Origin of the sequence: uncultured Maricaulis sp. (genome assembly GCF_963975345.1) — a bacterium.
In the GTDB taxonomy this organism is placed as follows: Bacteria; Pseudomonadota; Alphaproteobacteria; order Caulobacterales; family Maricaulaceae; genus Maricaulis.
The window spans coordinates 76,600-100,700 of sequence record NZ_CAXBGE010000002.1 but is presented as its reverse complement, the minus strand read 5'-3'; the positions used below and the strand labels follow the sequence as shown (position 1 = coordinate 100,700).

Below are 24,101 nucleotides of genomic sequence, written 5' to 3'. Positions count from 1 at the left end.
GCCGATTTTGGCCATTACCAGCGCCCTCGCAAGTCCGAGGCCACCGCCAACCGCGCTGAAACCGCTGCGGTCAGTCCGGCCAGCACGGGCGCCAGCAGCAGAAGTGCGAGTTCGAACGGATCCATCGCCCAGTGCGGCAGGAAAAAAGCCGTGTCGGCAGGGCCTTGGCCAAAACTGGCGGCGACCGCCACCAGGCCAGCGCAAACCGCGCCTGCGGCTCCGGACTTGAGGCCGAGCATGAAAAAACGGCGTTCGAACAATCCGGCGACAAAGCGATCTTCGGCGCCGCAGATATGCAAAGCGTCGATGACATTGATCCGGGCGGCCAGACTGGCGCGTGCGGCGAAGGCGACCACGGCGGCCGCAGCACCGCCGAGCAGCAACATCATCGCCAGCCCGAGCGTCTGCGCCGTGCGTGCGGCGCGCCGGACGGCGCCGGCCCAGCGGCTGTTATCATCAACCGTCGCGGTCAGTCCGGCGGCGTCAAGGGCAGCCTGCAAACCCTCGCCCGGTGCCGGAAGTTCCGGATTGAGCTCAACCTCGACCATTAATGGCAAAGGCAGATCGGCGGGCAGATTGCCCGTTCCGAGCCAGGGCGCTAGCAGCGCCTCGGCATGGGCGCGGTCGTGGGCGATGGCGTTGACAATCCCGGGCAGGCCCATCGCGATGGTCGCGGCCTCCTCTGCATCGGCCTGGGCGTCGCGGCCATCGACGGGGCGGATCTGGATCGTGATGCTGCTCTCCAGATCGGAGGTCCAGTGCTGCGCCTGCAGCCAGGCACCGCGGGCGCCGAGCGCCGCGATACAGGCCAGGAAAACCAGGATAGCGGCGACGACAAACAGCGGCCGGTCACGGCCACCATCGGGCGGCAAGAGCGCACCGGAACCGCCGGGCGGTGGCGGGGGAACCTTGCTATTCATCATGGCCCTCCGCGTCGGTCTGACTCTGGCCGGCGGCGAGGGTGGCCGCAGACCCGGCTTCCGCCAGATCGGCTTCGGCCTGGGCCTGGGCTTGGCGTTGGCTGCGCGGCGGACGGATGTGGAGATGTCCGTTGGACAGCGTCATCACCGGCGCGTCCAGCAGCCGCACGAGGCTGAGGTCATGGGTCGCGATGATGATCGTCGTGCCCAGCTTGTTGAGCTCGGCGAACAGACGCAGCAGCCGCATCCCCATTTCCGGGTCGACATTGCCCGTCGGTTCGTCGGCGATCAGGATTTCCGGCTGGCCCACCACGGCGCGGGCAATCGCGACGCGCTGTTGTTCACCGCCAGAGAGTGTCGCCGGGACGACATCCATTTTCTCACCCAGCCCGACCCAGGCCAGCAATTCGGCAACGTCCTCGGCATAGTCTTGCCGCCGCCGCCCCGCGATCCGCAAGGGGAGGGCGACATTGTCGAACACGCTGAGATGATTGAGTAATCGAAATTCCTGGAACACCACGCCGATACGCCGGCGCAGCAAGGGCATTTCCTTGCGCGTCAGCCCGGCGGCATCGCGGCCGAAATAGGAGATCTGCCCGCTCGACGGTTTGGCGGCGAGATAGATCAGCCGCAACAGCGATGTCTTGCCGGCGCCGGACGGTCCGGTGAGGAATTGGAAAGAACCGCGTGGTAAATCAAATGTGAGATCGCGCAGCACTTCGGGACCATGTCCGTACCGCATACCGACATTGTCGAAGCGGACGACGGGTTCGGCGGCGCTGTTGGGCGATTGGGTCAGGCTCGGGTCGATGGAATTTCTCCATGGGCACGGGTGAAGCAGGCAAGGTGTAAGCGACTCAGATGAGCATAGTACTCAGCTGCCCATCATGTTCTACGCGCTATCGCGCCGATCCGCATGCCATTGGCATGAATGGCCGGCGCGTGCGCTGCGCATCGTGCGCTCATGTCTGGACCGCCGAGGCCGAGGATCCATCGGATCTGCCAACACTGCAACCAGCACCCCCAGACGGCGAGCAGGCCGTCGAGAGCAAACCGCACACCGCCTTCCGCGAACGCCAGGCTAAGAAACGTCGCACCATGTCCGCCGCCGTCGCCGGTAGTGCTTGGGGCGGATTGGCGGTCGCGTGCGCTCTGTTGTTAACATCCTCCTGGATGTTCCGGGTCGATATCGTCACCCTGTGGCCGCGGGCCTCTTCCGCCTATGCCGCTGTTGGCGCCGAAGTGAATCCCTATGGCTTCACGGTCGGCGAATTGACCGTCACACGGGACAACGCCCATGGCGTGCCGCTACTGGTCATCGAGGGCAGTATCAGCAATCTTGATCGCAGGGCGCGCGCTCTGCCCGCTCTGCGCGCCATATTGCGCGACGCAAACAGCGAATCCCTGCTGGAATGGAGTGTGAGCCTGCAAGGCGCCGCCGTTCCGGCCGGACAGATCCGCGAATTCCGCACCGTTGTCAGCGACCCGCCACCGGCCTCGGCCGAGGTCGAGGTCGTGCTGGTCGATGACGCTGTGCCCAATCATGCGCTGGCACCCGAGTCGGTTGTGGAAGCGGCCCCGGAACAGCATGGAGCGGATGAGGTCGTTGATCACACCGCCGCGCCAACCGGTCACGAGGCCGAACCGGCTTCCGGTCACCACTAATTTCCTGAAATGAATATTCGGCCGCTCTAGAACCGGTCGAGCAGGCGCTCGATATAGTCGAGCTCGTCCTGGGGCCGTCCGGCTTCGGCGGCGCGGCGACGCAATTCTTCCAGAATGCTGCGCGCCCTGGCTCGGGCCATTTCCTCAGGGATCTCAACGCCACTGCCATCGGCAAACGCGCCTTCCGACGGACGACCAAGTGGATCGCGTTCCTGCTCGCCCTGACCGGCCTCGCCCTGGGCGTCCTGCATCCGCTCCAGCAGCTCCTGCGCCAATTGTTCGGCACCGGCCCGCAAACCGGACAGCGCCTCGTCCTGGGCTTCCAGCGCCGCGTCGGCATCGCCTTGCCCGAGCGCATCGGCTGCGGCGCGCATCGCATCGCCCGCTTGGGCGAGGGTTTCATTGCCGCCATCGGGCAGCGCTTGCTGCGCCTGGCCAAGTTGCTGCGCCAGCTCGTCCTGCATCGCGCCGAGTGACTGGGCGCTGGCGCCGCCGCCATTCTGGATTTCCGCCATGCCTTGCGGTGCATTGCCGTCCTGCTGGCCGCTCTGCCCGCCCGATTGCGGTTGTGATGGCCCGCCCGATTGTTGTTCCTGGCTGAGGCCGAAAGTTTGGTCCTGCAGATCGCGCTGGCTGCCGATCACATCGCCGAGTTCCTCCAGCGCCTGCTGCATGGCTTCGGAGATCGGATCGTTCTGCTCACCTTCGCCGGAACCCTGACCCATTTGCATCTGCATATTGCGCAGCAATTCGCTCAATTGTTGCAGCGCCTGGCGGGCATCGGCGGTGTCGCCCAGCTCGGCGGCTTCGCGCAACGCATCCAGCATCGCCTGCAGCGACGAGGTGTCGAGCGCCTGGGCATTGGCATCGGCGGTCTCGCCAGAGCGTGCCGCTTCGGCCGCCATCGCCGCCATATAATTATCCATCGCGTCCTGGAAGGCATCGAACAGGGCCGCCAGCTCGGTCTCGTCGGCACCGCGGGCGAGGGCTTCCATTAGCGCTCGCTCGGCGGCGCGCAGGGCCGCTTCGGCATCAGCGAGCGAACCGAGTTCGGCGCGCAGGGCGATCTGCCACAAATCCGCTTCGAGCCCGTCCAGATCGGACTGTTCGCGCGAGCGGCGCAGCCGCTGTACGCTGGTGCGCAGGCCGAGATAGACCACGGCATCATCGAAATAGCGCGCCGGCGCGTCGGTGATCGCGTTGAGGGCGCGAGCGGCGAATTGCAGGCCCTCCGGCGCCCGCTCGATGCGGCGTTCCGGTTCGTCGGCGAGATAGGCCATGCCCGGCGCGACATCTTCGGCATACAGAACCGGACGCGCCGGCAGGGGGGCATAGGCCTGGTCGGCGCTCAACACATTGCGGCGCTGCTCAGCGACGGCGCGGGCGAGGCCATTGAGGAATATCCGGTGCGGCAGGGTGATGCCCAGCTCGGGCGAACGCCCGGTATTTCCGGCGGCATCATCGGCGGCAATGCGGATTGTGACGCGGCTGCCGGCCAGCCTGTGCTGCGCCGTTTCCACCAGAGTGCGAACCCCGTGCTCGGTATCGAGATTGGTGACGCCGGCCGGTGTGAGCTCGATCCGCTCCCACGCGGCATCCGGATTGTCTTCGGGGCGCAATTCCAGCCCATAGGCCGTGGCGCCATAATCATCGACGACGGAGAATTGCAAATCGAGCTCGCCGCTCGAATTGGCGTCGGGCACGGCCAGCAGACGCACGACAGGTGGCTGGTCGGGGATGATGGTCAGTGTCCAGGTCTGGCGCGTCGGGCCGGCGGCGAGACGGACATTGGCATCATCACTGATCGTCAGGCGGGTATCCCAGACGCTGTCGCCAATGACGCTGGCGACCGCACGCTCCGAACCGGCGCCATCGCGGCGGGTCAGCACAGGCGCGCGGCGGCTACCGGCGATACGGGCGATGAAATTCGAGCCGGCGGGGACTTCAACGTCACGGGTTTCGGCGGAGAGGAAGATCGGCGCGCGTCCGGTATAGGCCGGCGGATCGATCCAGGCATCGACGCTGACATCGAGCCCGCCGACCTGGATCGGCGTCAGGCTGAAGGCCTCGCCGAGACGGTCTTGCGCCGCCGGTCCGGCGAGAAACCAGGAAACGAACAGGGCGAGCGCAAGACTGCCGCGCATTGCCCAGCGGTCCTGACGGGCCCAAGCCGCCTTCGGACGCCGTGCCTTGGCGCTCTCCAGCCGTTTGGCCATGCGCGCCTGGTGTTCATGCCAGACCTGCAGGGCGATAGGATCGTCCGTCGGCGGCGTATCAAGCAGGGCTTCATGCGGCCGGGCGCTAATCCCGGAATCTTCCTCGACGCGACGTGCCAGATCGCTGACCTTTGGCCAAGCGAATCCAACCAAGCCTTTGCGGGTCAACCAGATGGCGGCGGCGAGGCTGGCCAGCGCATAGATGGCGCGCCAAGGGTCGCCGATTGTTTCCCACAGGCCGAGCAGAGCGAGCACGGCAAAGCTCACTGTCCAGGCAAGGCCTGGCCAGACCACGGGCACGGCGCGCTCCCACATCAGAGCGCACCATGCAACGATCAGGGACCGACGGTGCATGGATCAAATCTAACACGCTGCGGCGCGCCGGATAGCGCGGTCAGCATTACGTTTTGTTGAAGTCCGGCGCCTGCGGGATAAGCGCTATCGCCCGGCACTGTCATCGGCCGTCTGGTCCGCAGTGTCGGCGGGCTGATCGGCGTCTTGCGGATGGCCCCACATCGGTTCGGGACGGTCGAGATCGCCGCGCAGGCCGCAGGCCGATAGCGAGGCGGTGCCGAGGAGGATCAGGATCAGGCTAGACAGGCGTTTCATAGGCTTTCCTTCATGCCGACAGGCGTGATGTCCAGGCTTCGACTTGTTCGCGCACCCGCACGGGCGAGGTGCCGCCAAAGCTGGTGCGGCTTTGCATCGAGGCCCGTGCACTCAACACCGAATAAATCCGTTCGTCGATACCCGGCTCGACCGATTGCATGGTCGCCAGTGGCAGATCCGACAGCGTCACGCCCGCCGTCTCGGCCAGACGCACAATGGAACCGGAAATATGATGCGCATCGCGGAAGGGCTTGCCCAGCACGCGTACGACCCAGTCGGCCAGATCGGTGGCGTCGGAATAGGCCTCGCCGGCAGCCGCTTCCATCGCCGCGCCATGGAAGGTGAGATCGCCCGCCATACCGGCCATCGCGGCGAGCGCCAGTTCCAGATCATCAATCGCCTGGAAAGTTGGCGCCTTGTCTTCCTGCAGATCCTTGGAATAGGCCAAAGGCAGGCCCTTCACCACGACCAGCAGGCCGGTCAGCGAGCCGATGATGCGGCCCGGCTTGGCGCGGACCAGTTCGGCGGCATCGGGATTGCGCTTTTGCGGCATGATCGAGGAGCCGGTCGACCAGGCGTCCGACAAGGTGGCAAAGCCGAAGCGGCGCGTGCACCACAGCACGATCTCCTCGGCGAAGCGCGACAGATTGACGGCGCAGATCGCCGAGGCGGCCAGCACTTCCAGCGCGAAATCGCGGGCCGCGACACCGTCGAGCGAATTCGCCATCGGCCGGTCAAAGCCGAGCGCCTTGGCGGTCATCTCGCGGTCGATCGGGAAAGCCGTGCCGGCCAGCGCCGCGCAACCGAGCGGGCTTTCATTGAGGCGTTTGCGCGCGTCGCTGAAACGGCCGCGATCACGCTGGGCCAGCTCGACATAGCTCAGCAGATGGTGCGCCAGGGAAACCGGTTGGGCAGTCTGCAAATGGGTGAAGCCGGGCATGACCTGGTCGATCTGTTTGGCGGCCTGTTCGACCAGGGCACGCTGATAGGCCTCAAGCCCGGCATCGATACGGTCGCAGGCGGCGCGCAGCCAGAGGCGGAAATCGGTCGCGACCTGGTCATTGCGCGAGCGCGCCGTGTGCAGCCGTCCGGCCGGTTCGCCGATAATGGCCTTGAGACGGGCTTCGACATTCATGTGCACGTCTTCAAGCGCGGCCGACCAAGGGAAGTTGCCGGCGCGGATCTCGTCGCGCACCTGCGTCAATCCGCGCGTGATTTCCGCAGCATCACCACTTGATATCACGCCGGTGGCGGCCAACATCGCGGCATGAGCCAGCGAGCCGGCGATATCGTCCTCGGCCATGCGCTTGTCGATATCGATCGAGGCATTGATCGCCTCCATCACCGCCGAAGGACCCGCCGCAAACCGGCCGCCCCACATGGCGCTCGCACTGGAAGTTGGTGCCGATTTGGTGTCGTCTGCCATAAGCGCCCCGCCGATCAGGAGAATGAAATGCAAATCTCGCCCGTCAAAGCCGGTATCACGGCCATGCTCGTCATCGGACTGGTCGGGTTTCTATACTGGGTGACCTCCGCGATGGGCAAGAGCGAAACCGGAGCACTCGACAGCTATGGGCGCGGCGAGATGCACAGTTTCGTCACGCTGAGCGATGCGCCGGCGCAACCGGCCCTGGCCTTCACCGACGCCGAGGGCGGCGAGCATCACCTGTCGGATTATCGGGGCAAGGTGATCCTCGTGAATCTGTGGGCGACCTGGTGCGGGCCCTGCGTTGAGGAAATGCCAGCGCTCAACCGGCTGCAGCAGGAATTCGGTGGCGAGAATTTCGACGTCGTCACCATCAGCTTCGATCGCACGTTCGAGCCCATCGCCGAGTTCTTCGAACGCGAACAGATCGATTCCCTGCCGGTGCTGCGCGATGCCAGCTTCTCCAGCCTCAATCTCGTCGGCGCGCTCGGCCTGCCGATGTCGATCCTGTATGATGGTTATGGCCGCGAGATCGGCCGCCTGCCCGCCCCCGCCGACTGGGACAGCGATGAGGCACACGCTTTGATCCGGGCCGCGATCAATCGCGGCTAAAAAAAAGGCCGCCCCGAAGGACGGCCCGAGTGGAATGTTCGGCTCGGAGGGATACCGGACCGTGAGACAAATCCGGGAAGGACAAGTTTCGCCGCTCTGACTATGGACCGGCCACAACAGATTGATGACAGTTGTGCGACGCTTTTGCAGCGCCCGCACCACCCACGAAAACGCCCGGCCAATCTGGCCGGGCGTTTTGCACTCAAGTCTGCTGCAACCGTATCAGCCCAGGGCTGCGTCCAGCTCGGGCAGGGCCACGAACAGATCCGCAACGAGGCCGTAATCGGCGACCTGGAAGATCGGGGCTTCCTCGTCCTTGTTGATCGCAACAATGACCTTGGAGTCTTTCATGCCGGCGAGATGCTGGATCGCACCGGAAATGCCGACCGCGATATAGAGGTCAGGCGCGACGATCTTGCCGGTCTGGCCAACCTGGTAATCATTCGGCACGAAGCCGGCATCGACCGCAGCGCGCGAGGCACCAACGGCGGCGCCGAGCTTGTCGGCGATCGAATCCAGCAGGTGGAAATTCTCACCCGACTGCATGCCGCGTCCGCCGGAGATGACGATCTTGGCCGCGGTCAGTTCCGGACGGTCCGATTTGGACATTTCTTCCGAGACATATTCCGATTTGAACGGGCCGGAGGAGGCCGCCATATTGTCCTGGGTCGCCGAACCGCCATCGGCCACCTTGGCGAAATTGGTCGGGCGGATGGTGATGACTTTCTTGGCGTCGCTCGATTTGACCGTCATCAGCGCATTGCCGGCATAGACCGGGCGCACGAAGGTGTCCGGGCTGACGACTTCGATGATTTCGGAAATCTGCATCACGTCGAGATGAGCGGCGATACGGGGCATGAAATTCTTGCCCGTCGTGGTCGCGGCCGCGAGGATGGCGTCATAGTCGCTCATCATCGGGGTGATCAGGGCGTCGAGCGCTTCCGCGGTTGGCTTGGCGAAGACATCCGCTTCGGCATGGATCACCTTGGCGACGCCGTCGAGCTTGGCGGCCGCATCGGCCACGGCTTGCGCGCCGGAACCGGCCACGAGGACATGAATATCCCCGCCCAGCGCCGTGGCGGCGGTGACGACGGCACGGGTGGCGTCATTGAGTTCTTTATTGTCATGCTCGGCAAAAACGAGAACAGCCATATCAGATCACTCCCGCTTCGTTTTTCAGCTTGTCGACCAGTTCGGCGACAGATTCGACCTTGATGCCGGCCGAGCGTTTTTTCGGCTCTGTCACCTTGACCACAGCCAGGCGCGGCGTGAAATCGACGCCGTAATCGGCGGCGGTCTTGACGTCGATCGGCTTGCGTTTCGCCTTCATGATGTTTGGCAAGGACGCATAGCGCGGCTCGTTGAGGCGCAGATCGGTGGTAACGATGGCTGGCATTTGCAGCTTCACCGTCTGCAGACCACCATCGATTTCGCGCGTCACACTGGCGGCGCCATCGGCGATCACGACTTCGGAAGCGAATGTGCCTTGCGGCCAGCCGAGCAGTGCGGCGAGCATCTGGCCGGTCTGATTGCTGTCATCATCAATCGCCTGCTTGCCGAGAATGACAAGCTCCGGCTTTTCCTCATCGACAATCGCTTTCAGCGCCTTGGCGACGCCGAGCGGTTCGACCAGATCATCGGTCTGCACCAGGATGCCGCGATCGGCGCCCATGGCGAGCGCGGTGCGGATCGTTTCCTGCGCCTGGGTCGGTCCGACCGAGACGACGATGATTTCCGTCGCGATACCCTTTTCCTTGAGACGGATCGCTTCTTCGACCGCAATCTCGCAGAACGGGTTCATGGACATTTTGACGTTGGCGAGGTCGACACCTGAATGATCAGGCTTCACGCGGACCTTCACGTTGTAATCAACGACCCGTTTGATGGGGACGAGAATCTTCATGCCGGAGCTCCGAATTTGGCTGCGCGCGGGGGAGAGCGCAGCTTGAAATGACAGGTCGCGAACCTGCCTATGCCTGCGCTCTAAGTCAATGTGACGGCCCCGCTGACGTGCGCGTCAAATGTCAGTGGGGCTAGTCAGGCCGATTCACAACCCAATGTGTCGCGAGCGGGCCCATATAATCAATCCAGAATTCCTGATCCGGCACCGAGCGGAACACCACCTCCTCGACCCGGTAACAGGCACGCCCCCAGGATAGCGCCCTGGGGACCAGCAATTCGTCGATGCCGCGATAGTAGAAAGCATCGGAGTGGTCCGGCCCCAGCAGGATAATCGCATTCCAGTCGAGACGCGGACTTTCATCCCAATTATAGCGCGCTCCGACTGGCGAGAGCGACAGCCATTGGTCGGTGCGGTCAGGAAAATTCCGCTTCAGATCGCGCAGGGCCGAGTCGACGGAACCGTCGATTCCGATGAAACAAATGACATCATACAGGTCCGGGTCCAGACGATGCTCGACGCTTGGCTCTGCCGAGTCCGCCAGAAATTCGAGTTCGGGCGGACGTTCGATCAAATCGCGCCGGAGCAGGTAGAACTGGAGCCGGTTCTCCACGCCAACTCCGGCACCCAGTCCGATGAAGGGAAACCAGATAAAGGCCCATATACAGAACAGGGAGAAGAGCCCCAGCGGAACCCCCAACGCAATGATGGTCCATTTCAATAGCCGGCTTAGCGTCATTGCTCTGAACCGTAAGACTGAAAACGCAACATGCTTGCCCTCCCGCCGTCGCCCGGAAGTTTAACTGCGGCAAGCGGGCGAGAATAAGGTCAAACGACGACGCTTCCGGTAATGCGGGTCCGGCTGTCGGGTCGGAATGGCGCAACTGGGAAGGGCCGGGCCGAACCTGCGTCTGCCTGCGGACTGGGTCAATGTGGGGCCGTGGCTGACTTCGCCTTTAAATCGCGGCAAACCTCAATCCTTCATCCAGCGTGAGACCGCGCCTCCGGGCGCAACCGCGAAACGCCACAGGGCGTAGAGCCCGGCCGAGACGAGGGCGCATGTCGTCAGGATGGCCGGGATGAACCAGCCGCCGAGCACTTCCTCGGCGCCGTCCTGCGCTTTGTAAGAGAGGGCCCAGTCGCCGCTCGCAAAGTGCCACAGGCCGACACCTTGCGCATTGAACACTTCCATCACCGCCATGTGGAGAAAGATCAGCACGAAGATTCCGGCGACACCCAGCGCGAGAATTGATCCGTAGTGGAGGAGAATGGCCGCCGGCCGGCGCCAGGTCGGTGGTGCGGCGGGCAGATCGCCATAACCGGCGATGGCGGCCTGCAGGCGGGTGAGCTCGTCGCCTTCGGTCAACTCCTGCATCGCATCGCGGATATGGGTCGCGGCTTCGGCGCGGATTTCGGCGCGCTCGGCGGTGTTGAGGGTGCGATTGGCCCAATCGAGGCGGCGTTGAAAATCCTGCCACAGACGGTGCGCCTCGGGCGTTGTGAGGGTCAGCGTATCGGTCATGACGACGTCTCCTGGGCGTCCAGCGCGGCACTCATCGCCGCCCAGATCTCCTTCATTTCGGCGAGCACGTCGGCGCCGAAATAGGTGGTTGTGTAATATTTGCGCGGCGCGCCGCTGTCCTCGGCCACCCATTCGGCGGTGACCAGCCCGTCATTCTTCATCCGCGTCAGCACCGGATAGACCGTGCCCTCGGCGAGGTTTTCGAAGCCGGGGACCTGTTTCAGGCTGGCGACGATCTGGTAGCCATAGGCGCGGCCGGCCTGCAGGCGCGCCAGCAGCAGCATCTCGAAATATCCCTTGCGGGCCTGGGAGACCCAGCGTTCGAGCACGCCTGCCTTGTCAGTTATTTCGGCCATCAGCGCCTCATTCTTCCATTGCCGTTATGGTTATCCCTTGTATTCGGTTATGGCAAGATATATAGCAATGCATAGTAGTCGCTATAGCCAAGGAATTACACCATGCGCACGCTCAACCTTGTCCGACTTGTGGCCGCATTGGCGGCGCTGGGCTGGATGTCTTTCATTGCCGCCGACTGGCGCCCTTTCACCGGAATTGACGCCGATGCCCCGCCGGCCGAAATGGCGGCGCAGCTCGATGGCGTGCTCGACCGGGCGATGCAGCACTATTCGATCGCCGGTGTCGCCGCCGGTGCCTTGCGCGATGGCGAGGTGATCTGGTCAGCACGTCGCGGCGAGGCACGCGAAGACGGCGCGCCCGTCACTGGCCAAACCGCCTTCAATCTCGGCTCGATATCCAAACCGGTCACGGTCTGGGCCGTGCTGACCCTGGCCCGCGATGGCCGCATCCATCTGGACGCGCCGATCCAGCCCTATCTGACCCGCTTCACCCTGCCCGAGAGCGAATTCGACGTCAGCGGCGTCACCGTGCGCCGGCTGCTGCAGCATGTCGCGGGCATCAATGTCCATGGCTATGGCGGCTATAGCCCTGAGGAGGATCAGCCGGCCGATATTATCGAGCTGTCCCAGACCTATGAGCCGCTCGAGCTCGTGCGCGAACCGGGCACCGATCCGAGCTATTCCGGCGGCGGCTATGTTCTGCTGCAAATGATGATCGAGGATGTCAGCGGGCAGAGCTTTGACGCCTATGTACGCCAGCAGGTCTTCGCCCCGCTGGGGATGGAGCATAGCGGCTTCATCGAGGCCGACCTTCCGACCCGTTCGGCGGCGTTCAATTATTATCGCAGCGAGATCACCGATTTGCGCGATGTCGCGCTGGCGGCGGCCGGTGTCTATATGTCTGGTGATGATATGGAGCTTTTTCTGCGCGCCCATCTCGATGGCGGCGGTGTGTTGCCGGCCTCATGGCTCGATCAGGCCTTCGCGCCCTCCGAAGGCACACCCAATATCGGCATGAGCTATACGCGTCTGGAGACACCGCGCGGGATGTTGATCGGGCATGGTGGCAATAATTCCAGCTGGAATGCCCAGATCTATATCCGTCCGGAAACCGGTGACGGCTTCTACTTCATGACCAATGCAACATCGGGTGCCCAGCTAGATTTCGATCTCAGCTGCACCTGGCTCTCCGCCGCACGCGAGATGCCGGTCGAGCAGGTCTGTGATGAGGCCTATGAGCTGACGCACCAGATCAGTCTGGCGGCGGCGGGAACCGGCCTGTTGGCGATCCTGGTCGCCTATTGGCTGTTTGCGGGTCTTGCGGCAGGGCGGCGTCGCTTCGCCTGCCCACCCAGGGCGCGTGGCCCGATTGTGCTGACGGTGCGGCTATTGCTGTGCGCGGTGTTCGTGATCGGGGCCGGCGTCGCTGCCTGGTTCTTCTACACAAATTCGCTGATGTGGCGCACCGAGATCATCCTGATTGATGAGATGCCGGTCGATGAATTCGAGCAACTCTTCCCGGCGGTTGTCGGGGTGCTGAGTCTTCTGGCGTTGAGCCTGTTATCGAGCCCGTTAAAGCGTGCCGTCAAGCCGGCCCCATTGGCTTAGCCGGACGGGTATCGAACCGAAGCCGCAGGCATGCCGGGCCTGCCTGCGGCTTCGGGTCGGGATGTCTATTCAGCGGTCGGGCTCGCCGACACCTCGGTCGACACGAAGATCTCGATCCGATCAGAGATGAAGGGGGCCAAAAAGCCCATATCCCATTCGGAACGGTCAAGCGAACCGGTCGCCGTGAAGCCGAGCTTCGACGCGCCATCGCGGGTTTCACCGCTCTTGTTGAGCTCGACGTCGAGCATCACCGGATGGGTTTGGCCATTCATCGTCAAATCGCCGGTCATCACGCCGGTGATGCCGTCTTCCGTCTCAAAGCCGGTGCCAACAAAATGTGCGATTGGCGCGGCAGCGGTGCCAAAGTAATCGTCTGAATTGAGATGCGCGATGAAGCGCTCGTGATGGCCGCCGGCAAACATGCCATCAATCAAATTGAAGGTGATGTCGACGGAGGAATTGGCCGGGGTTTCCAAGTCGAGAGCAAGCGTGCCGTTGAAATCGGTAAATTCGACCGACTGCTGGGAATAGCCCTGATGGTCCCAGGTGGCGCGGACGACGGAATGGGTGAGGTCCATGGCATAGTCGACCGGTTCGGCCTGCGCGCTGGACATCATCAGAAGGGCAGCCGGAGCGGCAGCCAGGAAAAGGCGGAACATGGGGTCAACTCCGATGTGACTGGAAAGCAGTGTCAGTTTGAAACTGCTCGCAACACATAGCGTGTCTCATCGGGAAAACGAGCCCGCTCGCGCGAAGTTGATGTTTCCATGTGGGAAAGAATGCGGCCTCAGCGTTCGCCGCCGGGCACCCAGAGGACATCGCTGCGGCCTTCATCATTGGCGATGCGCGCCATCACGAAAATCAGGTCCGACAGGCGATTGAGATATTTCAGGGCTGCCGGATTGATCCGGGCGCCGCTGGCGATCAGGGCCGAGAGCTTGCGCTCGGCGCGGCGGCAGACCGTGCGGGCCAGATGCAGCCGCGCCGCCGCCTCGCTACCGCCCGGCAGGATGAAGGAATTGAGCCGCGACAGCCGCGCATTGAGCGCATCGATCTCATGCTCGAGCCGGGTCACCTGGCCCTCAGTAATACGCAGCGGTTCGAAGCCGAGCGGTTCATCGCTTTCGGGCACACACAGATCGCCGCCCAGATCGAACATGTCATTCTGGATCCGCTTCAACATCGGGTCGAGCTCATGGCCGCCACCCAGCGCAGCGCGCGCCAGCCCAAGGGCGCTATTGGCCTCATCGACATCGCCGTAGGCTTCAACGCGCGGGTCGTGTTTGACGGTCAACGACATGTCGCCGAGGCGGGTGGTGCCGCCATCGCCGGTGCGCGTATAGATTTTGTTGAGCTTGACCATGGCTGTGTCAGCCGGGCCAGTGTTCTTTGACGAAAAAGATCAAGACAATCAGCAAAATCGCCGTGAACTGCAACACGATGCGCAAACGCATCAGCTTGTTGGAGCGCGAGCGCGCCTCATCGCCGGAGCGGTAGAGGTTGAAAATACCGAAGCCGAGCACCACCACCACGGCCAGCATGGCGATGTAGAGCAGTCCGGTTAGCAGATCGACGGCCATCAGCTTCTCCAGCGTAAAGTGGCGGGTTTGACAGGATTGACGAAGGGCTCGCCGGTTTCGCGATGCTTCGCCCAGGCGCGTTTGAGGGCAAAATACCATTTCGCCTGCACATCGCTATCGTGGATCAACATCAGGTCGGGATTATAGGCCAGACCAACCTGTTGCGCATTCACCGCCTCGCGGTCCTGCCCGACGAAGACCTCAATCCCCTTGCGGATCAGGAAGTTGGGCGTGATGTGCAGCAAGGGATGGTCCCAATAGACCACGATGGTGATCGCGGTCGAATTCTCATTCGTCGGCGTGACGGCGGTGAAGCCGGTGAAATGCTTGCCGCCAGCCTTGACGTATTCGGTGCGCAGGCCGGGGATTTCAAACCGGATCTCGGTCTGTGGTTCGCCAAGCAGGGCATAGAGATAGGAATTCTTCGACGGCACATGCGGCAGCATTGAAAAGCCACGCCCGACCGGTCCGAATTTCTTCGCCTTGTCGTGGACCGACTTGCCCGAACGCCACCACCATTGCCGGTGAATGAAGGGGATATGCGCCGGATCCATCAGCCCGATCACGGCATGGTCGACATGGCAGTTGAAGACATCATGGATCACCATGCGTGGCTTTTCGCCTTCGGGCAGGTCCAGCTTCGGCGGCGCGATGGTCGGCTCTGCAGCAGGGTCGGAGGCGTGGTAAATCCAGACCAGGCCCTGATCCTCATGGAGCGGAAAGGTGCGGGTGCGGATCTTGGACAGGTCCATCGCCGCCGTCTGCTCTGCCGTCAGCGACGGGATCGCGGCGCAGGAGCCATCGGTGCGGAAACGCCAGCCATGATAGGGGCATTCCACTTGGCTCTCGCCTTCATGGCATTGCATCTTGCCGCCCGACAGCAAGATGCCGCGATGCGGGCAGACATCGAGCATCGCAAAAGCGCGGCCCTCATGGTCGCGGCCGAACAATATCGCCTGACCCAGCAGCTCGCGGTGGAGATGCTGGCCCGGTTTGAGCTCGCTCGAAAGCGCCCCGAAATACCAAAGATCGCGCAAAAACATCTTCGCGTGATAGCGGCTCAGAAGGCGCTTGCCTAGTTCGAGCGCCTGATCCCGGCTGCGGCATGATAGCGGGTGACGCGCTAGCGGCCGAGAAAGGCCGAGACGACGGCGTCCGATGCGACCAGGATTTCCGGCTTGTCGGTGCGTAGCGCAATCCGGTCGCCGGGGAAGAATTCCAGTCCGGGCGGGATCGCGGCCGCCGGTTCGCCATACTGCGCGGTGAGCACTTCGCGCAGCCGCGCTGCATCGCCGACACCCGTGAGGATCCAGGCCAGGGCCAGGCGGCCATCGGCAAAGACGAATTCGATTTTGCGGTCGAAGCCGGCGACCTCATAGCTGAAGCAATCGATCTGGGTCTGGGTCGTATTGCCGGTTGGCAGGCCGGGCTCGTCTTCGAAAGTGCGGGTAAAGCCGCAGGCGGCCTCGATTTCCGGCGCCAAAACCTCCAGTGTTTCGCCCAGACGGATTTCGGCCGGCATCGTAAAGCTCAGGGCTTGCGCCTCGGGCAGGGCGGCTCCGTCGAGGGCGGGATGACGCCAGATGAACAGATTGCTGTGCAGCCCGTCGGGATTGAGAACCCAGACCGTGTCGCTGCCCGCCTCAATCAGCACACCCGCGTCCGGCCAGGCGGTGAAGTCGCGAAAGTTTTGCGCCTCGCCCGGTTGGGTCAGCGCCTCGGCACCGCCTGTGGCATTGACCTGAACCAGTACGCCATCCCCGAGGATAAATACGGCCCGGTCGAGATGGGCGCCGGAGGCCATGTCGAGCCCGTCGCAGACAAAATGCGTTTCGCTTTCAGCCGCGAGCGGAAAGCGCGGGGTGGCGACATCGATCCGCTCCAGACCCCCGCAGCGTTGCTGCAGCAGTGTTTCGAGCGCCGCATCCCCGGCTCCCATGGCGAGAGCCGGATCAATCGCGGCCAGCGGGTCTGCCAAAGCCGGCGCTCCGGCCAGGGCAAGGCTGAGCGCGGCGGCGGCGAGCAGGCGTTGGCGGACTGTCTTTTTCATCGCATCGGGTCCCGAATTTATCTGGCTTCAAAACCTTGGATGCGCGGGGTGGCGCGTCTGGATGCATGACAAATTGGTAAGCTCAACGCAAAAAGATCGAACGCAGCCCCTCTGATGTCTCACCGCTTTCGCGCATCGCCTGCAGTGTCGCCGCCTGGTCACGCTTGGCGAAACGCTTGCCGGTCTCGTCCAGCAACAGGCGGTGATGACGATAGATCGGGGTCGGCAGGCCGAGCAGGGTTTGCAGCAAAACGTGCAGCGGTGTCAGCTCGAACAGATCCTCGCCGCGGATCACATGGCTGACGCCCTGCAGCGCATCATCATGCACCACCGCGATGTGATAGCTGGTCCCGACATCCTTGCGCCCGAGCACGACATCGCCGAGCGGGGTCGGGTCGGCCACCACTTCGCGCGCGCCCTGGCCTTTGACCGTGCTGGCGCCCTCCTCGACAAATCGCATCGCGCCAAACCTCGCCCCGAGATGATCGCGGCAACGATCTAGCGATAGCCGCCAGGCATAGGGCTCGTCGGCCGCGATCCGCGCCGCTTCCTCATCGGCACTCATCGCCGCGCCCGGCCCGCGATAGACCTCGCCAACGCCGTGCGGTGCGCGCGCGATCTCGTCGAGGATTTCGCTGCGGGTCTTGAAACAGCGATAGAGCAGGCCGCGCGCCTTGAGCCGTTCCAGCACGACGGCATATTCATCAAAATGATCGCTCTGGCGCCGCACTGGCTCTTCCCAGTCGAGCCCGAGCCAGATCAGATCGTCAAACATCACCGGCTCGAATTCCCGCTTCGAGCGGATCGTGTCGATATCCTCCAGTCGCAGCAGAAACCGCCCGTCATGATCACAGGCCGCACGCCAGGCGGTCCAGGCCGAGAAGGCATGGCCGAGATGGAGATAACCCGAGGGCGTCGGGGCAAAGCGTGTGACGAAATTCATGGCCCGGTTTCAGACAGCTGGAGGGCGAGGCAAGCGCCGATCCGCCGCAAAGTCAAAACCTTCTAGCGCCATGGCGCGGCCAGTGGCCCCGGTTCGCACTGGCCCATGCCGATGATCGCATCCTGACTGGCGACGATAAGGCCGGTATCCGTGCGAACACCGATCAGCCCATCGCCCATCGGTGCGGCCCAGTATGGCACGCTTGGAAGGCTTGAAATCTCTGTTACATCCCAACCCGTCTCACTTGGGCTCACCCGGTATAGGGCCCCTCCGTTGAAGCCGAGGTGTACGAGCCCCGTCACGGCGATGAACGTCTGGTCGTCAAGCGGAATCAAGGCGACGATATTGTCAGTGATGAGGCGTTGGTCGGTGCTGCCCTCGCGCCAATCCAATTCACCACCCCACTCGCCGTTATTCGAATATCGAAACTCACCGTCCAAAACGGCAAGCGACGAGGGTGCCTCGTAAGCCGGGCCGGGTATCGCTTCTTGGCGCGACAGAACCCTGTTGCGAAATCGGAATGCCTCTGAGGGGCAGATCTCTCGCTCCGCCGTCTGAAGCGGGTATAATCCCGGCGCCGGAAGACTTCGCTCCAGACGTTCATCGTCGGATTTATCGTCGATCGGGTCCGAGCCTGGCTCGCGATTGGCGCTCGAGCTGTATCGCAGCCGGTTGGCCGCTGCCCACGCGCGGGTGCGCACTTCGGCCAGCCAGTGGCCAGCCGCGAGCGCCTCCAGGCGGTCGACATCTTCCGTGCCGCCCAACAGGGCGATGGCATCAATCGCTGCCAGTGTCTCGAACCAATCGGTCGCGTCGAGATGCTCGCGCACCTCGGGCAGACTTGCCGTATCGCCAAAATACCCCAGCACCCGAAGCGTTGCGCTGCGTGCCCGCAGGTCCGGGTGTTCAAGCAGGGGCCGAATTGACGCGGCGGCGGCCTCCCCATCCCGCCCCAAATCAGCGAGTTCGTTCATGCAGCCACTGAACGCAAAAGGGACGATCAGTATTGGTTCGTTCGGCACCCGGACGGCGGGAGGGTCCATGGGAGTCGTGAGCTGGTCTGCTAGCCCCGCACATTCCTCCGCCCAGTGCAGCAGGGCCGGCGCATCGGCGGCCGAGAGCTGCAGGTAGGCCGCGGCAATCAATCCCAACATGTTTAGACCCTTCAGGTGAATGCGGCTTTGAAACGACTTAAGCGCGAGATTGCGCTGGTATCAAGCACGGCGTGGCCTTGGCGAGGATGCTGGAACCGGCTATCTCCGACCCGACACCAAGCAGGAGAACCGCATGACCCCCATTGATGGCCCCCGCCTGGCCCCGCGTGACGGACAGCCGCCGCGCAAGCTGGTGATTTTCCTGCATGGCTATGGCTCGAATGGCGAGGATCTGATCGGGCTCGGCCAGCATTGGGCCGCCGCCCTGCCGCATGTGCAATGGGTGTCGCCGAATGCACCGGAAGCGGTGCCCGGCGCACCAAACGGGTTTCAATGGTTCCCGATCTCCAATCTCGATCCCGACCGTATCGAGGCCGGCGCCGCGATTGCCGGGCCGATCATCGATCGTTTCATCGACCAGGAATTGGCGCGCTACCGCCTGACCGAAGCCGATCTCGTGCTGTGTGGTTTCTCGCAAGGCACCATGCTCTGCCTGCAGGCCGGCCTGCGCCGCGAGCGGCCATTGGCCGGAATTCTGGGGTTTTCCGGTGCCTTGCCGGGCGGGCCGAAGCTGAAGCAGGAGATGCGCTCCAAACCGCCGGTGATGCTGATCCATGGCGATCAGGACCAGGTCCTGCCGCTCGGTTTCATGTTTGATGCGCTGGAAAACCTCGCCGCCGCCGGTCATGGCGCGCAATGGCATATCTCCCAGGGCCTGCCGCATTCGATCGGCCAGGACGGGCTGCAGATTGGCGAGCATTTCCTCAAGGCGGCGCTGTCCGGGCGCTATCGCTAGCCCCCTGCTGCGCCGTGACGCACCCGCTGTGGCCTTGATGTCATAGGCGCGTCACCGAAACGGGTCTAAACTCGCATCAAGGACAGTTGATCCGATTCGCCCCCTGGGCGGACGGTCGGTCCAAGGAGGTGCGTTTTCAGGACGAATGTCCGGGATACATCCTCTCCTCATTTTCGCGGCTTCCGGGCCGGGATGCAAAGGGGAGGCGGCCATGCAGGTGCTTGCTAAAGCGCCGCAGGGATGGCCCTGTCTGGTGCTGAATGCGGACTTCCAGCCGCTCAGCTATTGGCCGCTCTCGACCTGGCCGTGGCAGGAGGCCGTCAAAAACGTCTTCCTCGAGCGCGTTGCCATTGTTTCCAATTACGAGGAGGTGGTGCATTCGCCGACCTTCGAAATGCACGTCCCCTCGGTCGTTGCCCTGCGCGACTATGTCGCCCTCGACCGCACCCCCGCCTTCACCCGCTATAATGTCTGGCTGCGCGACGGCTTTCGCTGCGCCTATTGCGGCCACGACGCCTCCGACGCCCGCAGCGGCACCGAACGCCTCACCTTCGACCACGTCATCCCGCGCCGCGCCGGCGGCAAGACCTCTTGGGACAATATCGTCGCCGCCTGCAGCCCCTGCAATCTCAAGAAAGGCGGCCGCACGCCAAGAGAGGCACATATGCCGCTGCGCCGCCCGCCGCAACGTCCGACCATGTATGAGCTCCAGGCCCAGGGCCGCCGTTTTCCGCCGAAATTCCTGCATCAGAGCTGGCTGGATTATCTGTATTGGGATGTGGAATTGGAGCGGTAGGGGGCCTTCGACGGGCAAGAACGTCTCCCGTTCATAACCCGCAGCGTCTGCCCTATACTCCAACCATGGACAGCACCGACCCAACTCCCAAAGCCTTCCTGCAAACGCCGTGGCGCCTGACGCTTTGGGGCTGTGCCGCGGCACTCTGGCTGTTGCCGGCGCTGGCGATGCGGCTCACCGATCAGGTCAATTGGGCACCCGGCGATTTCGCCGTGTTCGGCGCCATGTTGGCCGGGCTCGTCGGCGGGATTGAATTTCTGTCGGCCTTGCGCCTAGGCCTGCGCAGCAAGATCATTGCCGCCGCCGGGGTGGTTGCCGTCTTCGCGCTGGTCTGGGTCGAGCTGGCGGTGGGGATATTCGACTAGCCCCTGAACAAGCCGGGCAAGCGCGCGCTTATGCCTCAACCGCCCCGTCACCCTCAGCGACAGCCTCGTCTGGCGCATCCTCGGGCGTCATCATCGCGTCAAGCGTGCCCTGAAACGGCATCAGGCAATAAAAGTGGCCGACATTGCGCACCATTTTTGTACCCGTGGCCGCGTGCAATAGGCTTGGCCGGTGAGTATCGTCCGGTCATACATGCCCTGGTCACACAGACCTTCGCGATACAGCATCGACACCATTTCGATGGCGGTGAACAGCGTCACCAGACGCGAGCCAAACCTCTGCTTTTCGGGTCTCGAAAGCAGGGCATCGGTCTCGAGGGTGCGGTGCATGAATTCGGCGCTCTCCTGCGCTTCATACCAGCCGTTCACAATCTCCAGCATTTTCAGGCGCGCCGTTTGGCTGACCTCGGCCCGCGCCAGCCTGTTGGTCTGCTCGCTTTGCAGCCGCGCATGACGCACCTGCAGCCCGACAAAGACCAGCGAGCCCAATATCGCCACGACCGAGATCGTCTGGCCGATATAATAGATGGATTCCAGTGGCAGGGCGTTCGCCCCCCGGCCGGGACGGCGGGCGGTGAACATGGGTGTGCCCCGGTCTATTTCGCGAGCATCATTGCCCCGCAAAGGCGGATTCGAGCTCGTCGACCAGGTCGAGTTCGAGTGTCACGGCCGTTGTCGCGACATCGAGATTGCGGGTCTCGATTGCTGCGCGCAGTGCCGCAAGTGAGGCGGCGAACCGGTCGCGCAAGGCGAGGTCGGAGAGCTGGCCTGCAATCTCGGCCCACTGTCCGTCAGCATAGGCGATGGCCGCGTCTGTATCGTCCCAGCGCGGTGGGGTCGCCGTCAGATCGGCCTGGATGCGGAAACCGGCATAGTCCAGCAAGCTCACTTGTTGCGGGTGATTGGCATCGCCGGGCATGGATTCCACGGTCAGCCTGAAGCCTTCAACGGCGGCAATCGCGATATCGACACTGTTGCCGGCTTGAATGGCAAGTTCGATCTCGTTGTTTCGGACGTCGAGTTGCTCCGCTGTTGCGGCGGGAAGGCTCGGTCGCAATTGCGCGACCGCGGCCTTGGTCTCGGCGAGGAGTGCGTGCAGCTGGCTCGCATCAGCGGAAAAGGCCTGCTCGGTCGTGGCTTCGAACGCTTCTGCAGTTCTGGCGGCCGGTGACATGGTCGAGCTGGCGACCGGGGCGGCCGTTTCAGCGGGTGCGGCCATCTGTGCCGGGGCAGGCGTGCTGCTGGCGGTTTCGGCGGCCGGACTGGTGGTTTGCGATTGTCCGCAACCCGCCAGCGCCAATAAAAGGCTGGCGCCAACAAGTCCGGTCGTCCATTTGCGCGCTGTTTTGATGGTCATGGTCGCGTTCCTCTTTGCGGTTCGCCATTAACCATGAGCCTGTATTCCCGACGCGTAAAGGTGCTTTGGGGGCTGTCCACACCCCGGCCTTCGTCCCCGCGAGGCGGGGTAGTGACCACCCCATGCCGCCTCCGGCGCCACCCCTCCGTCTCGCTGGTTGGCAAGGAAAATATGGATCCCTCCGCGCCAGGGTTGCGAAAATTCCACCGACGGGCACGATTCCGATTCATAGCTCGCCACTTTTGCCCTAGACTGGGCGAATGACCAGCATCAACCCAACTCCCAAAGCCTTCTGGCAAACGCCGTGGCGCCTGGCGCTCTGGGGCTGTGCCGCGGCGCTCCTGATGCTGCCGGCACTGGCGATGCGGGTCACCGATCAGGTCACCGACCAGGTCAATTGGACTCTGGGGGACTTTGCGGTTTTCGGCGCCATGCTGGCCGGCCTCGTCGGCGGGATTGAGTTCCTGGCAGCATCACGCCTTGGCCTGCGAGCCAAGATGATCGGCGTCGCCGTCGTGATTGCCGTGTTCACGCTGATCTGGGTTGAACTGGCCGTCGGGATATTCGACTAGCCCCTGAACAAGCCGGGCAAGCGCCCCCTTATGCCTCAGCCGCCGCCTCACCCTCAGCGACAGCCTCGTCCACCGCGTCCGCGCGCGTCATCATCGCGTCAAGCGTGCCCTGAAACGGCATCAGGTAATAGGCGCGGCCCCCGCTGTGCCACCATTTTTGCACCCGAGGCCGGTTGCAATAGACCTGGCTGGTGAGCATGATCCGGTCATACATGCTCTGGTCGCACAGGTCTTCGCGATACAGCATCGCCACCACTTCGATTCCGGAGAACAGCGTCACCAGACGCCCGCCAAACCTCTGTTTTTCGGCTCTCGAAAGCGGGGCATCGGTCCGGAGGGCGCGGTGCATGAATTCGGCGCTCTCCTTCGTCTGATACCAGCTGTCCAGAAGCTCCAGCATTTTCAAGCCCGCCGATTGGCTCATCTCGGCGCGCGCCAGCGTGTTGGCCTGCTCGGTCTGCAACCGCGCGTGACGCACCTGGATGCCGACGAAGACCAGCGACCCCAAGATGGCGATCACCGAGACCGTCTGGCCGATATAATAAATGGATTCCAGTGTCATGGCGCTTGCTCCCCGCGTTGGGAGGCATTGTGTCAGGTGTTGGCGGATTGTCGCGGGGATTTAGCTGGGGGCGAATTTTCCCTCTCCGTGAGGAGAGGGTCCGGCGAAGCCGGGGGTGAGGCGGGCATCGCCGACGCCCGCCGCGCTGCCACCCTCATCCGGCCCTGCGGGCCACCTTCTCCCTGAGGGAGAAGGACGGGCTGTCGTGGACCGATGGGAAAGCACAAGCCCCGTCAAAAAGCGGCGCACCTCGCGCCCGAGTACCCCATTCATCCCTCGCCGGGCGGACGCACCGCTGGCTGGCATGGGGATGTAAGGTGGAGTGGGAGCGCGGTGGGGCTTCCCAAAGGAACGGCACCTATTCCATTGGGCCCTATGAGTAATAGGTGCCTGTCACCATTTATTTGGAGGTGCCTGTCACCATTATTGTGAGCAGGAAAAATCGGACTTGCCATATCTCCTACATTGTTATACATATCAGTTGCCGGCTAAGCGATGGTCCAAACATCGCTCCCATGAGTCGGTGTTGAAAGTTGATGAGGTCATCAACTGGTGGAGTGCTGAAAATTCACAGTAGAGAAGTGAATAACAATGCGCTCTATAAACATAGAGAAAGGAGAGCCCTATTGCAGATAACGAAAAATCTCTCAGAAATATCGGCAATATACAGGCGATAATTCTGAGAGCGATTGACGAATTGCGTGAGTCAGCATTTGGAGCGGAAATACAGAGAAGTTTGGAGGAAAAAACCGGTAGGAATTTTTCTTTCGGACAGATCTATACAACGCTCGACAGACTCGAAGCGCAGCACTTCGTCAAGTCGCATAAGTCCAATCCTGAGCCAATTCGTGGCGGTCGCAGTCGTAGAGTCTTCCAGTTGGAAGACAAAGGCGTCGAGGCTCTGGATCGGTTTGTGACCGTCACGTTCGCTGCTAGCCGCCCGGAAGGAGTTCCTCGTGGGCAACGCAGTAAGGGGCCCGGAACCGCCTAAAGTGTTCCAAGTGCCCATTTGGCTTTGTGCCAGGTGGGGGCGCCGGGACGAAGAGCTGCACGAGTTCTGCATCTCATTCCAGC

At 63.0% G+C, this 24,101-nt stretch carries 27 protein-coding genes; 7 read left to right on the top strand and 20 right to left on the bottom strand.

The window, feature by feature from the left end:
• Positions 1 to 14: 14 nt before the first annotated feature.
• Together AAC029_RS02170 and ftsE are read right to left on the bottom strand one after the other, a co-directional pair.
• Complete coding sequence (locus AAC029_RS02170; RefSeq protein WP_339743472.1) at positions 15 to 920, bottom strand: hypothetical protein; 906 nt, start codon at positions 918 to 920, stop codon at positions 15 to 17.
• Positions 913 to 1,719: a cell division ATP-binding protein FtsE gene (ftsE, locus tag AAC029_RS02165; protein WP_339743898.1), complete on the bottom strand. Its 807-nt coding sequence runs from the start codon at positions 1,717 to 1,719 to the stop codon at positions 913 to 915. The genes AAC029_RS02170 and ftsE overlap by 8 nt, the downstream gene beginning before the upstream one ends.
• 62 nt (positions 1,720 to 1,781) lie before the next feature.
• Between ftsE and AAC029_RS02160 the strand changes: the two genes are divergently transcribed.
• A complete protein-coding gene (locus tag AAC029_RS02160; RefSeq protein ID WP_339743470.1) occupies positions 1,782 to 2,585 on the top strand; it encodes an MJ0042-type zinc finger domain-containing protein in 804 nt (267 codons plus the stop codon).
• 26 nt (positions 2,586 to 2,611) lie between these two features.
• Here AAC029_RS02160 and AAC029_RS02155 read toward each other — a convergent pair whose 3' ends face one another.
• From AAC029_RS02155 to argH, 3 genes are all read right to left on the bottom strand, one after another.
• A complete protein-coding gene (locus AAC029_RS02155) occupies positions 2,612 to 5,155 on the bottom strand; it encodes a DUF4175 family protein (RefSeq protein WP_339743468.1) in 2,544 nt (847 codons plus the stop codon).
• An 84-nt stretch (positions 5,156 to 5,239) separates the two neighbouring features.
• A complete protein-coding gene (locus tag AAC029_RS02150) occupies positions 5,240 to 5,410 on the bottom strand; it encodes a lipoprotein (protein WP_339743466.1) in 171 nt (56 codons plus the stop codon).
• A 10-nt stretch (positions 5,411 to 5,420) separates the two neighbouring features.
• On the bottom strand, positions 5,421 to 6,836 hold the full coding sequence (argH, locus tag AAC029_RS02145) for an argininosuccinate lyase (RefSeq protein ID WP_339743464.1): 1,416 nt from the start codon (positions 6,834 to 6,836) through the stop codon (positions 5,421 to 5,423).
• Between the two features lie 27 nt (positions 6,837 to 6,863).
• Here argH and AAC029_RS02140 point away from each other — a divergent pair, with 27 nt between their 5' ends.
• On the top strand, positions 6,864 to 7,448 hold the full coding sequence (locus tag AAC029_RS02140; RefSeq protein ID WP_339743462.1) for a TlpA disulfide reductase family protein: 585 nt from the start codon (positions 6,864 to 6,866) through the stop codon (positions 7,446 to 7,448).
• Between the two features lie 222 nt (positions 7,449 to 7,670).
• Here the strand turns inward: AAC029_RS02140 and AAC029_RS02135 are convergent, their stop codons facing one another.
• From AAC029_RS02135 to AAC029_RS02115, 5 genes are all read right to left on the bottom strand, one after another.
• On the bottom strand, positions 7,671 to 8,600 hold the full coding sequence (locus AAC029_RS02135) for an FAD-binding protein (RefSeq protein WP_339743460.1): 930 nt from the start codon (positions 8,598 to 8,600) through the stop codon (positions 7,671 to 7,673).
• Position 8,601: 1 nt separating this feature from the next.
• Entirely contained in the window at positions 8,602 to 9,351 is a 750-nt protein-coding gene (locus tag AAC029_RS02130; RefSeq protein ID WP_339743458.1) for an electron transfer flavoprotein subunit beta/FixA family protein, read from the bottom strand.
• 130 nt (positions 9,352 to 9,481) lie between these two features.
• Positions 9,482 to 10,087: a hypothetical protein gene (locus tag AAC029_RS02125; protein WP_339743456.1), complete on the bottom strand. Its 606-nt coding sequence runs from the start codon at positions 10,085 to 10,087 to the stop codon at positions 9,482 to 9,484.
• Positions 10,088 to 10,321: 234 nt separating this feature from the next.
• The gene (locus tag AAC029_RS02120) at positions 10,322 to 10,870 is read right to left on the bottom strand and encodes a hypothetical protein (protein ID WP_339743454.1); all 549 of its coding nucleotides are present in this window, start codon (positions 10,868 to 10,870) and stop codon (positions 10,322 to 10,324) included.
• Positions 10,867 to 11,226 (bottom strand): PadR family transcriptional regulator, encoded by a 360-nt coding sequence (locus tag AAC029_RS02115; protein ID WP_339743452.1) that lies wholly within the window; start codon positions 11,224 to 11,226, stop codon positions 10,867 to 10,869. Before AAC029_RS02115 ends, AAC029_RS02120 begins: the two co-directional genes overlap by 4 nt.
• A gap of 102 nt (positions 11,227 to 11,328) precedes the next feature.
• Here AAC029_RS02115 and AAC029_RS02110 point away from each other — a divergent pair, with 102 nt between their 5' ends.
• On the top strand, positions 11,329 to 12,834 hold the full coding sequence (locus AAC029_RS02110) for a serine hydrolase domain-containing protein (protein ID WP_339743450.1): 1,506 nt from the start codon (positions 11,329 to 11,331) through the stop codon (positions 12,832 to 12,834).
• A gap of 65 nt (positions 12,835 to 12,899) precedes the next feature.
• Here the strand turns inward: AAC029_RS02110 and AAC029_RS02105 are convergent, their stop codons facing one another.
• The 7 genes from AAC029_RS02105 to AAC029_RS02075 all read right to left on the bottom strand — a co-directional run bounded on the left by AAC029_RS02105 (position 12,900) and on the right by AAC029_RS02075 (position 18,561).
• Positions 12,900 to 13,493 (bottom strand): YceI family protein, encoded by a 594-nt coding sequence (locus tag AAC029_RS02105; protein WP_339743448.1) that lies wholly within the window; start codon positions 13,491 to 13,493, stop codon positions 12,900 to 12,902.
• A 128-nt stretch (positions 13,494 to 13,621) separates the two neighbouring features.
• Complete coding sequence (locus AAC029_RS02100) at positions 13,622 to 14,197, bottom strand: cob(I)yrinic acid a,c-diamide adenosyltransferase (protein WP_339743446.1); 576 nt, start codon at positions 14,195 to 14,197, stop codon at positions 13,622 to 13,624.
• Positions 14,198 to 14,204: 7 nt separating this feature from the next.
• Positions 14,205 to 14,414 carry a twin transmembrane helix small protein gene (locus AAC029_RS02095; protein WP_339743444.1) on the bottom strand — a complete coding sequence of 70 codons (210 nt, stop codon included), beginning with the start codon at positions 14,412 to 14,414 and terminating at the stop codon, positions 14,205 to 14,207.
• Entirely contained in the window at positions 14,414 to 15,451 is a 1,038-nt protein-coding gene (locus AAC029_RS02090) for a Rieske 2Fe-2S domain-containing protein (protein WP_339743442.1), read from the bottom strand. The genes AAC029_RS02095 and AAC029_RS02090 overlap by 1 nt, the downstream gene beginning before the upstream one ends.
• Before the next feature lie 86 nt (positions 15,452 to 15,537).
• Entirely contained in the window at positions 15,538 to 16,464 is a 927-nt protein-coding gene (locus tag AAC029_RS02085; RefSeq protein WP_339743440.1) for a hypothetical protein, read from the bottom strand.
• Positions 16,465 to 16,546: 82 nt separating this feature from the next.
• On the bottom strand, positions 16,547 to 17,407 hold the full coding sequence (gene gluQRS / locus AAC029_RS02080; RefSeq protein ID WP_339743438.1) for a tRNA glutamyl-Q(34) synthetase GluQRS: 861 nt from the start codon (positions 17,405 to 17,407) through the stop codon (positions 16,547 to 16,549).
• 62 nt (positions 17,408 to 17,469) lie between these two features.
• The gene (locus AAC029_RS02075) at positions 17,470 to 18,561 is read right to left on the bottom strand and encodes a HEAT repeat domain-containing protein (protein WP_339743436.1); all 1,092 of its coding nucleotides are present in this window, start codon (positions 18,559 to 18,561) and stop codon (positions 17,470 to 17,472) included.
• A 133-nt stretch (positions 18,562 to 18,694) separates the two neighbouring features.
• On the opposite strand from AAC029_RS02075, the gene AAC029_RS02070 reads away from it, so the two are divergent.
• The 3 genes from AAC029_RS02070 to AAC029_RS02060 all read left to right on the top strand — a co-directional run bounded on the left by AAC029_RS02070 (position 18,695) and on the right by AAC029_RS02060 (position 20,518).
• Complete coding sequence (locus AAC029_RS02070; protein ID WP_339743434.1) at positions 18,695 to 19,357, top strand: phospholipase; 663 nt, start codon at positions 18,695 to 18,697, stop codon at positions 19,355 to 19,357.
• Positions 19,358 to 19,568: 211 nt separating this feature from the next.
• Positions 19,569 to 20,153: an HNH endonuclease gene (locus AAC029_RS02065; protein ID WP_339743432.1), complete on the top strand. Its 585-nt coding sequence runs from the start codon at positions 19,569 to 19,571 to the stop codon at positions 20,151 to 20,153.
• 65 nt (positions 20,154 to 20,218) lie between these two features.
• Positions 20,219 to 20,518 (top strand): hypothetical protein, encoded by a 300-nt coding sequence (locus AAC029_RS02060; RefSeq protein WP_339743430.1) that lies wholly within the window; start codon positions 20,219 to 20,221, stop codon positions 20,516 to 20,518.
• 120 nt (positions 20,519 to 20,638) lie between these two features.
• On the opposite strand, the gene AAC029_RS02055 is transcribed toward AAC029_RS02060, so the two are convergent.
• On the bottom strand, positions 20,639 to 21,118 hold the full coding sequence (locus AAC029_RS02055) for a hypothetical protein (protein WP_339743428.1): 480 nt from the start codon (positions 21,116 to 21,118) through the stop codon (positions 20,639 to 20,641).
• A gap of 28 nt (positions 21,119 to 21,146) precedes the next feature.
• On the bottom strand, positions 21,147 to 21,893 hold the full coding sequence (locus AAC029_RS02050) for a hypothetical protein (RefSeq protein ID WP_339743426.1): 747 nt from the start codon (positions 21,891 to 21,893) through the stop codon (positions 21,147 to 21,149).
• A gap of 260 nt (positions 21,894 to 22,153) precedes the next feature.
• On the opposite strand from AAC029_RS02050, the gene AAC029_RS02045 reads away from it, so the two are divergent.
• Entirely contained in the window at positions 22,154 to 22,465 is a 312-nt protein-coding gene (locus AAC029_RS02045) for a hypothetical protein (RefSeq protein ID WP_339743424.1), read from the top strand.
• A gap of 28 nt (positions 22,466 to 22,493) precedes the next feature.
• On the opposite strand, the gene AAC029_RS02040 is transcribed toward AAC029_RS02045, so the two are convergent.
• Positions 22,494 to 23,027 (bottom strand): hypothetical protein, encoded by a 534-nt coding sequence (locus tag AAC029_RS02040; protein WP_339743422.1) that lies wholly within the window; start codon positions 23,025 to 23,027, stop codon positions 22,494 to 22,496.
• Between the last annotated feature and the right edge of the window lie 1,074 nt (positions 23,028 to 24,101).

What these genes read in the sequence shown, in the direction of transcription:
- AAC029_RS02170 (WP_339743472.1), bottom strand. Translation starts at nt 920, where the DNA reads ATGAATAGCAAGGTTCCCCCGCCACCGCCCGGCGGTTCCGGTGCGCTC.
- AAC029_RS02160 (WP_339743470.1), top strand. Translation starts at nt 1,782, where the DNA reads ATGAGCATAGTACTCAGCTGCCCATCATGTTCTACGCGCTATCGCGCC.
- AAC029_RS02155 (WP_339743468.1), bottom strand. Translation starts at nt 5,155, where the DNA reads ATGCACCGTCGGTCCCTGATCGTTGCATGGTGCGCTCTGATGTGGGAG.
- AAC029_RS02150 (WP_339743466.1), bottom strand. Translation starts at nt 5,410, where the DNA reads ATGAAACGCCTGTCTAGCCTGATCCTGATCCTCCTCGGCACCGCCTCG.
- argH (WP_339743464.1), bottom strand. Translation starts at nt 6,836, where the DNA reads ATGGCAGACGACACCAAATCGGCACCAACTTCCAGTGCGAGCGCCATG.
- AAC029_RS02140 (WP_339743462.1), top strand. Translation starts at nt 6,864, where the DNA reads ATGCAAATCTCGCCCGTCAAAGCCGGTATCACGGCCATGCTCGTCATC.
- AAC029_RS02135 (WP_339743460.1), bottom strand. Translation starts at nt 8,600, where the DNA reads ATGGCTGTTCTCGTTTTTGCCGAGCATGACAATAAAGAACTCAATGAC.
- AAC029_RS02130 (WP_339743458.1), bottom strand. Translation starts at nt 9,351, where the DNA reads ATGAAGATTCTCGTCCCCATCAAACGGGTCGTTGATTACAACGTGAAG.
- AAC029_RS02125 (WP_339743456.1), bottom strand. Translation starts at nt 10,087, where the DNA reads ATGACGCTAAGCCGGCTATTGAAATGGACCATCATTGCGTTGGGGGTT.
- AAC029_RS02120 (WP_339743454.1), bottom strand. Translation starts at nt 10,870, where the DNA reads ATGACCGATACGCTGACCCTCACAACGCCCGAGGCGCACCGTCTGTGG.
- AAC029_RS02115 (WP_339743452.1), bottom strand. Translation starts at nt 11,226, where the DNA reads ATGGCCGAAATAACTGACAAGGCAGGCGTGCTCGAACGCTGGGTCTCC.
- AAC029_RS02110 (WP_339743450.1), top strand. Translation starts at nt 11,329, where the DNA reads ATGCGCACGCTCAACCTTGTCCGACTTGTGGCCGCATTGGCGGCGCTG.
- AAC029_RS02105 (WP_339743448.1), bottom strand. Translation starts at nt 13,493, where the DNA reads ATGTTCCGCCTTTTCCTGGCTGCCGCTCCGGCTGCCCTTCTGATGATG.
- AAC029_RS02100 (WP_339743446.1), bottom strand. Translation starts at nt 14,197, where the DNA reads ATGGTCAAGCTCAACAAAATCTATACGCGCACCGGCGATGGCGGCACC.
- AAC029_RS02095 (WP_339743444.1), bottom strand. Translation starts at nt 14,414, where the DNA reads ATGGCCGTCGATCTGCTAACCGGACTGCTCTACATCGCCATGCTGGCC.
- AAC029_RS02085 (WP_339743440.1), bottom strand. Translation starts at nt 16,464, where the DNA reads ATGAAAAAGACAGTCCGCCAACGCCTGCTCGCCGCCGCCGCGCTCAGC.
- gluQRS (WP_339743438.1), bottom strand. Translation starts at nt 17,407, where the DNA reads ATGAATTTCGTCACACGCTTTGCCCCGACGCCCTCGGGTTATCTCCAT.
- AAC029_RS02075 (WP_339743436.1), bottom strand. Translation starts at nt 18,561, where the DNA reads ATGTTGGGATTGATTGCCGCGGCCTACCTGCAGCTCTCGGCCGCCGAT.
- AAC029_RS02070 (WP_339743434.1), top strand. Translation starts at nt 18,695, where the DNA reads ATGACCCCCATTGATGGCCCCCGCCTGGCCCCGCGTGACGGACAGCCG.
- AAC029_RS02065 (WP_339743432.1), top strand. Translation starts at nt 19,569, where the DNA reads ATGCAGGTGCTTGCTAAAGCGCCGCAGGGATGGCCCTGTCTGGTGCTG.
- AAC029_RS02060 (WP_339743430.1), top strand. Translation starts at nt 20,219, where the DNA reads ATGGACAGCACCGACCCAACTCCCAAAGCCTTCCTGCAAACGCCGTGG.
- AAC029_RS02055 (WP_339743428.1), bottom strand. Translation starts at nt 21,118, where the DNA reads ATGTTCACCGCCCGCCGTCCCGGCCGGGGGGCGAACGCCCTGCCACTG.
- AAC029_RS02050 (WP_339743426.1), bottom strand. Translation starts at nt 21,893, where the DNA reads ATGACCATCAAAACAGCGCGCAAATGGACGACCGGACTTGTTGGCGCC.
- AAC029_RS02045 (WP_339743424.1), top strand. Translation starts at nt 22,154, where the DNA reads ATGACCAGCATCAACCCAACTCCCAAAGCCTTCTGGCAAACGCCGTGG.
- AAC029_RS02040 (WP_339743422.1), bottom strand. Translation starts at nt 23,027, where the DNA reads ATGACACTGGAATCCATTTATTATATCGGCCAGACGGTCTCGGTGATC.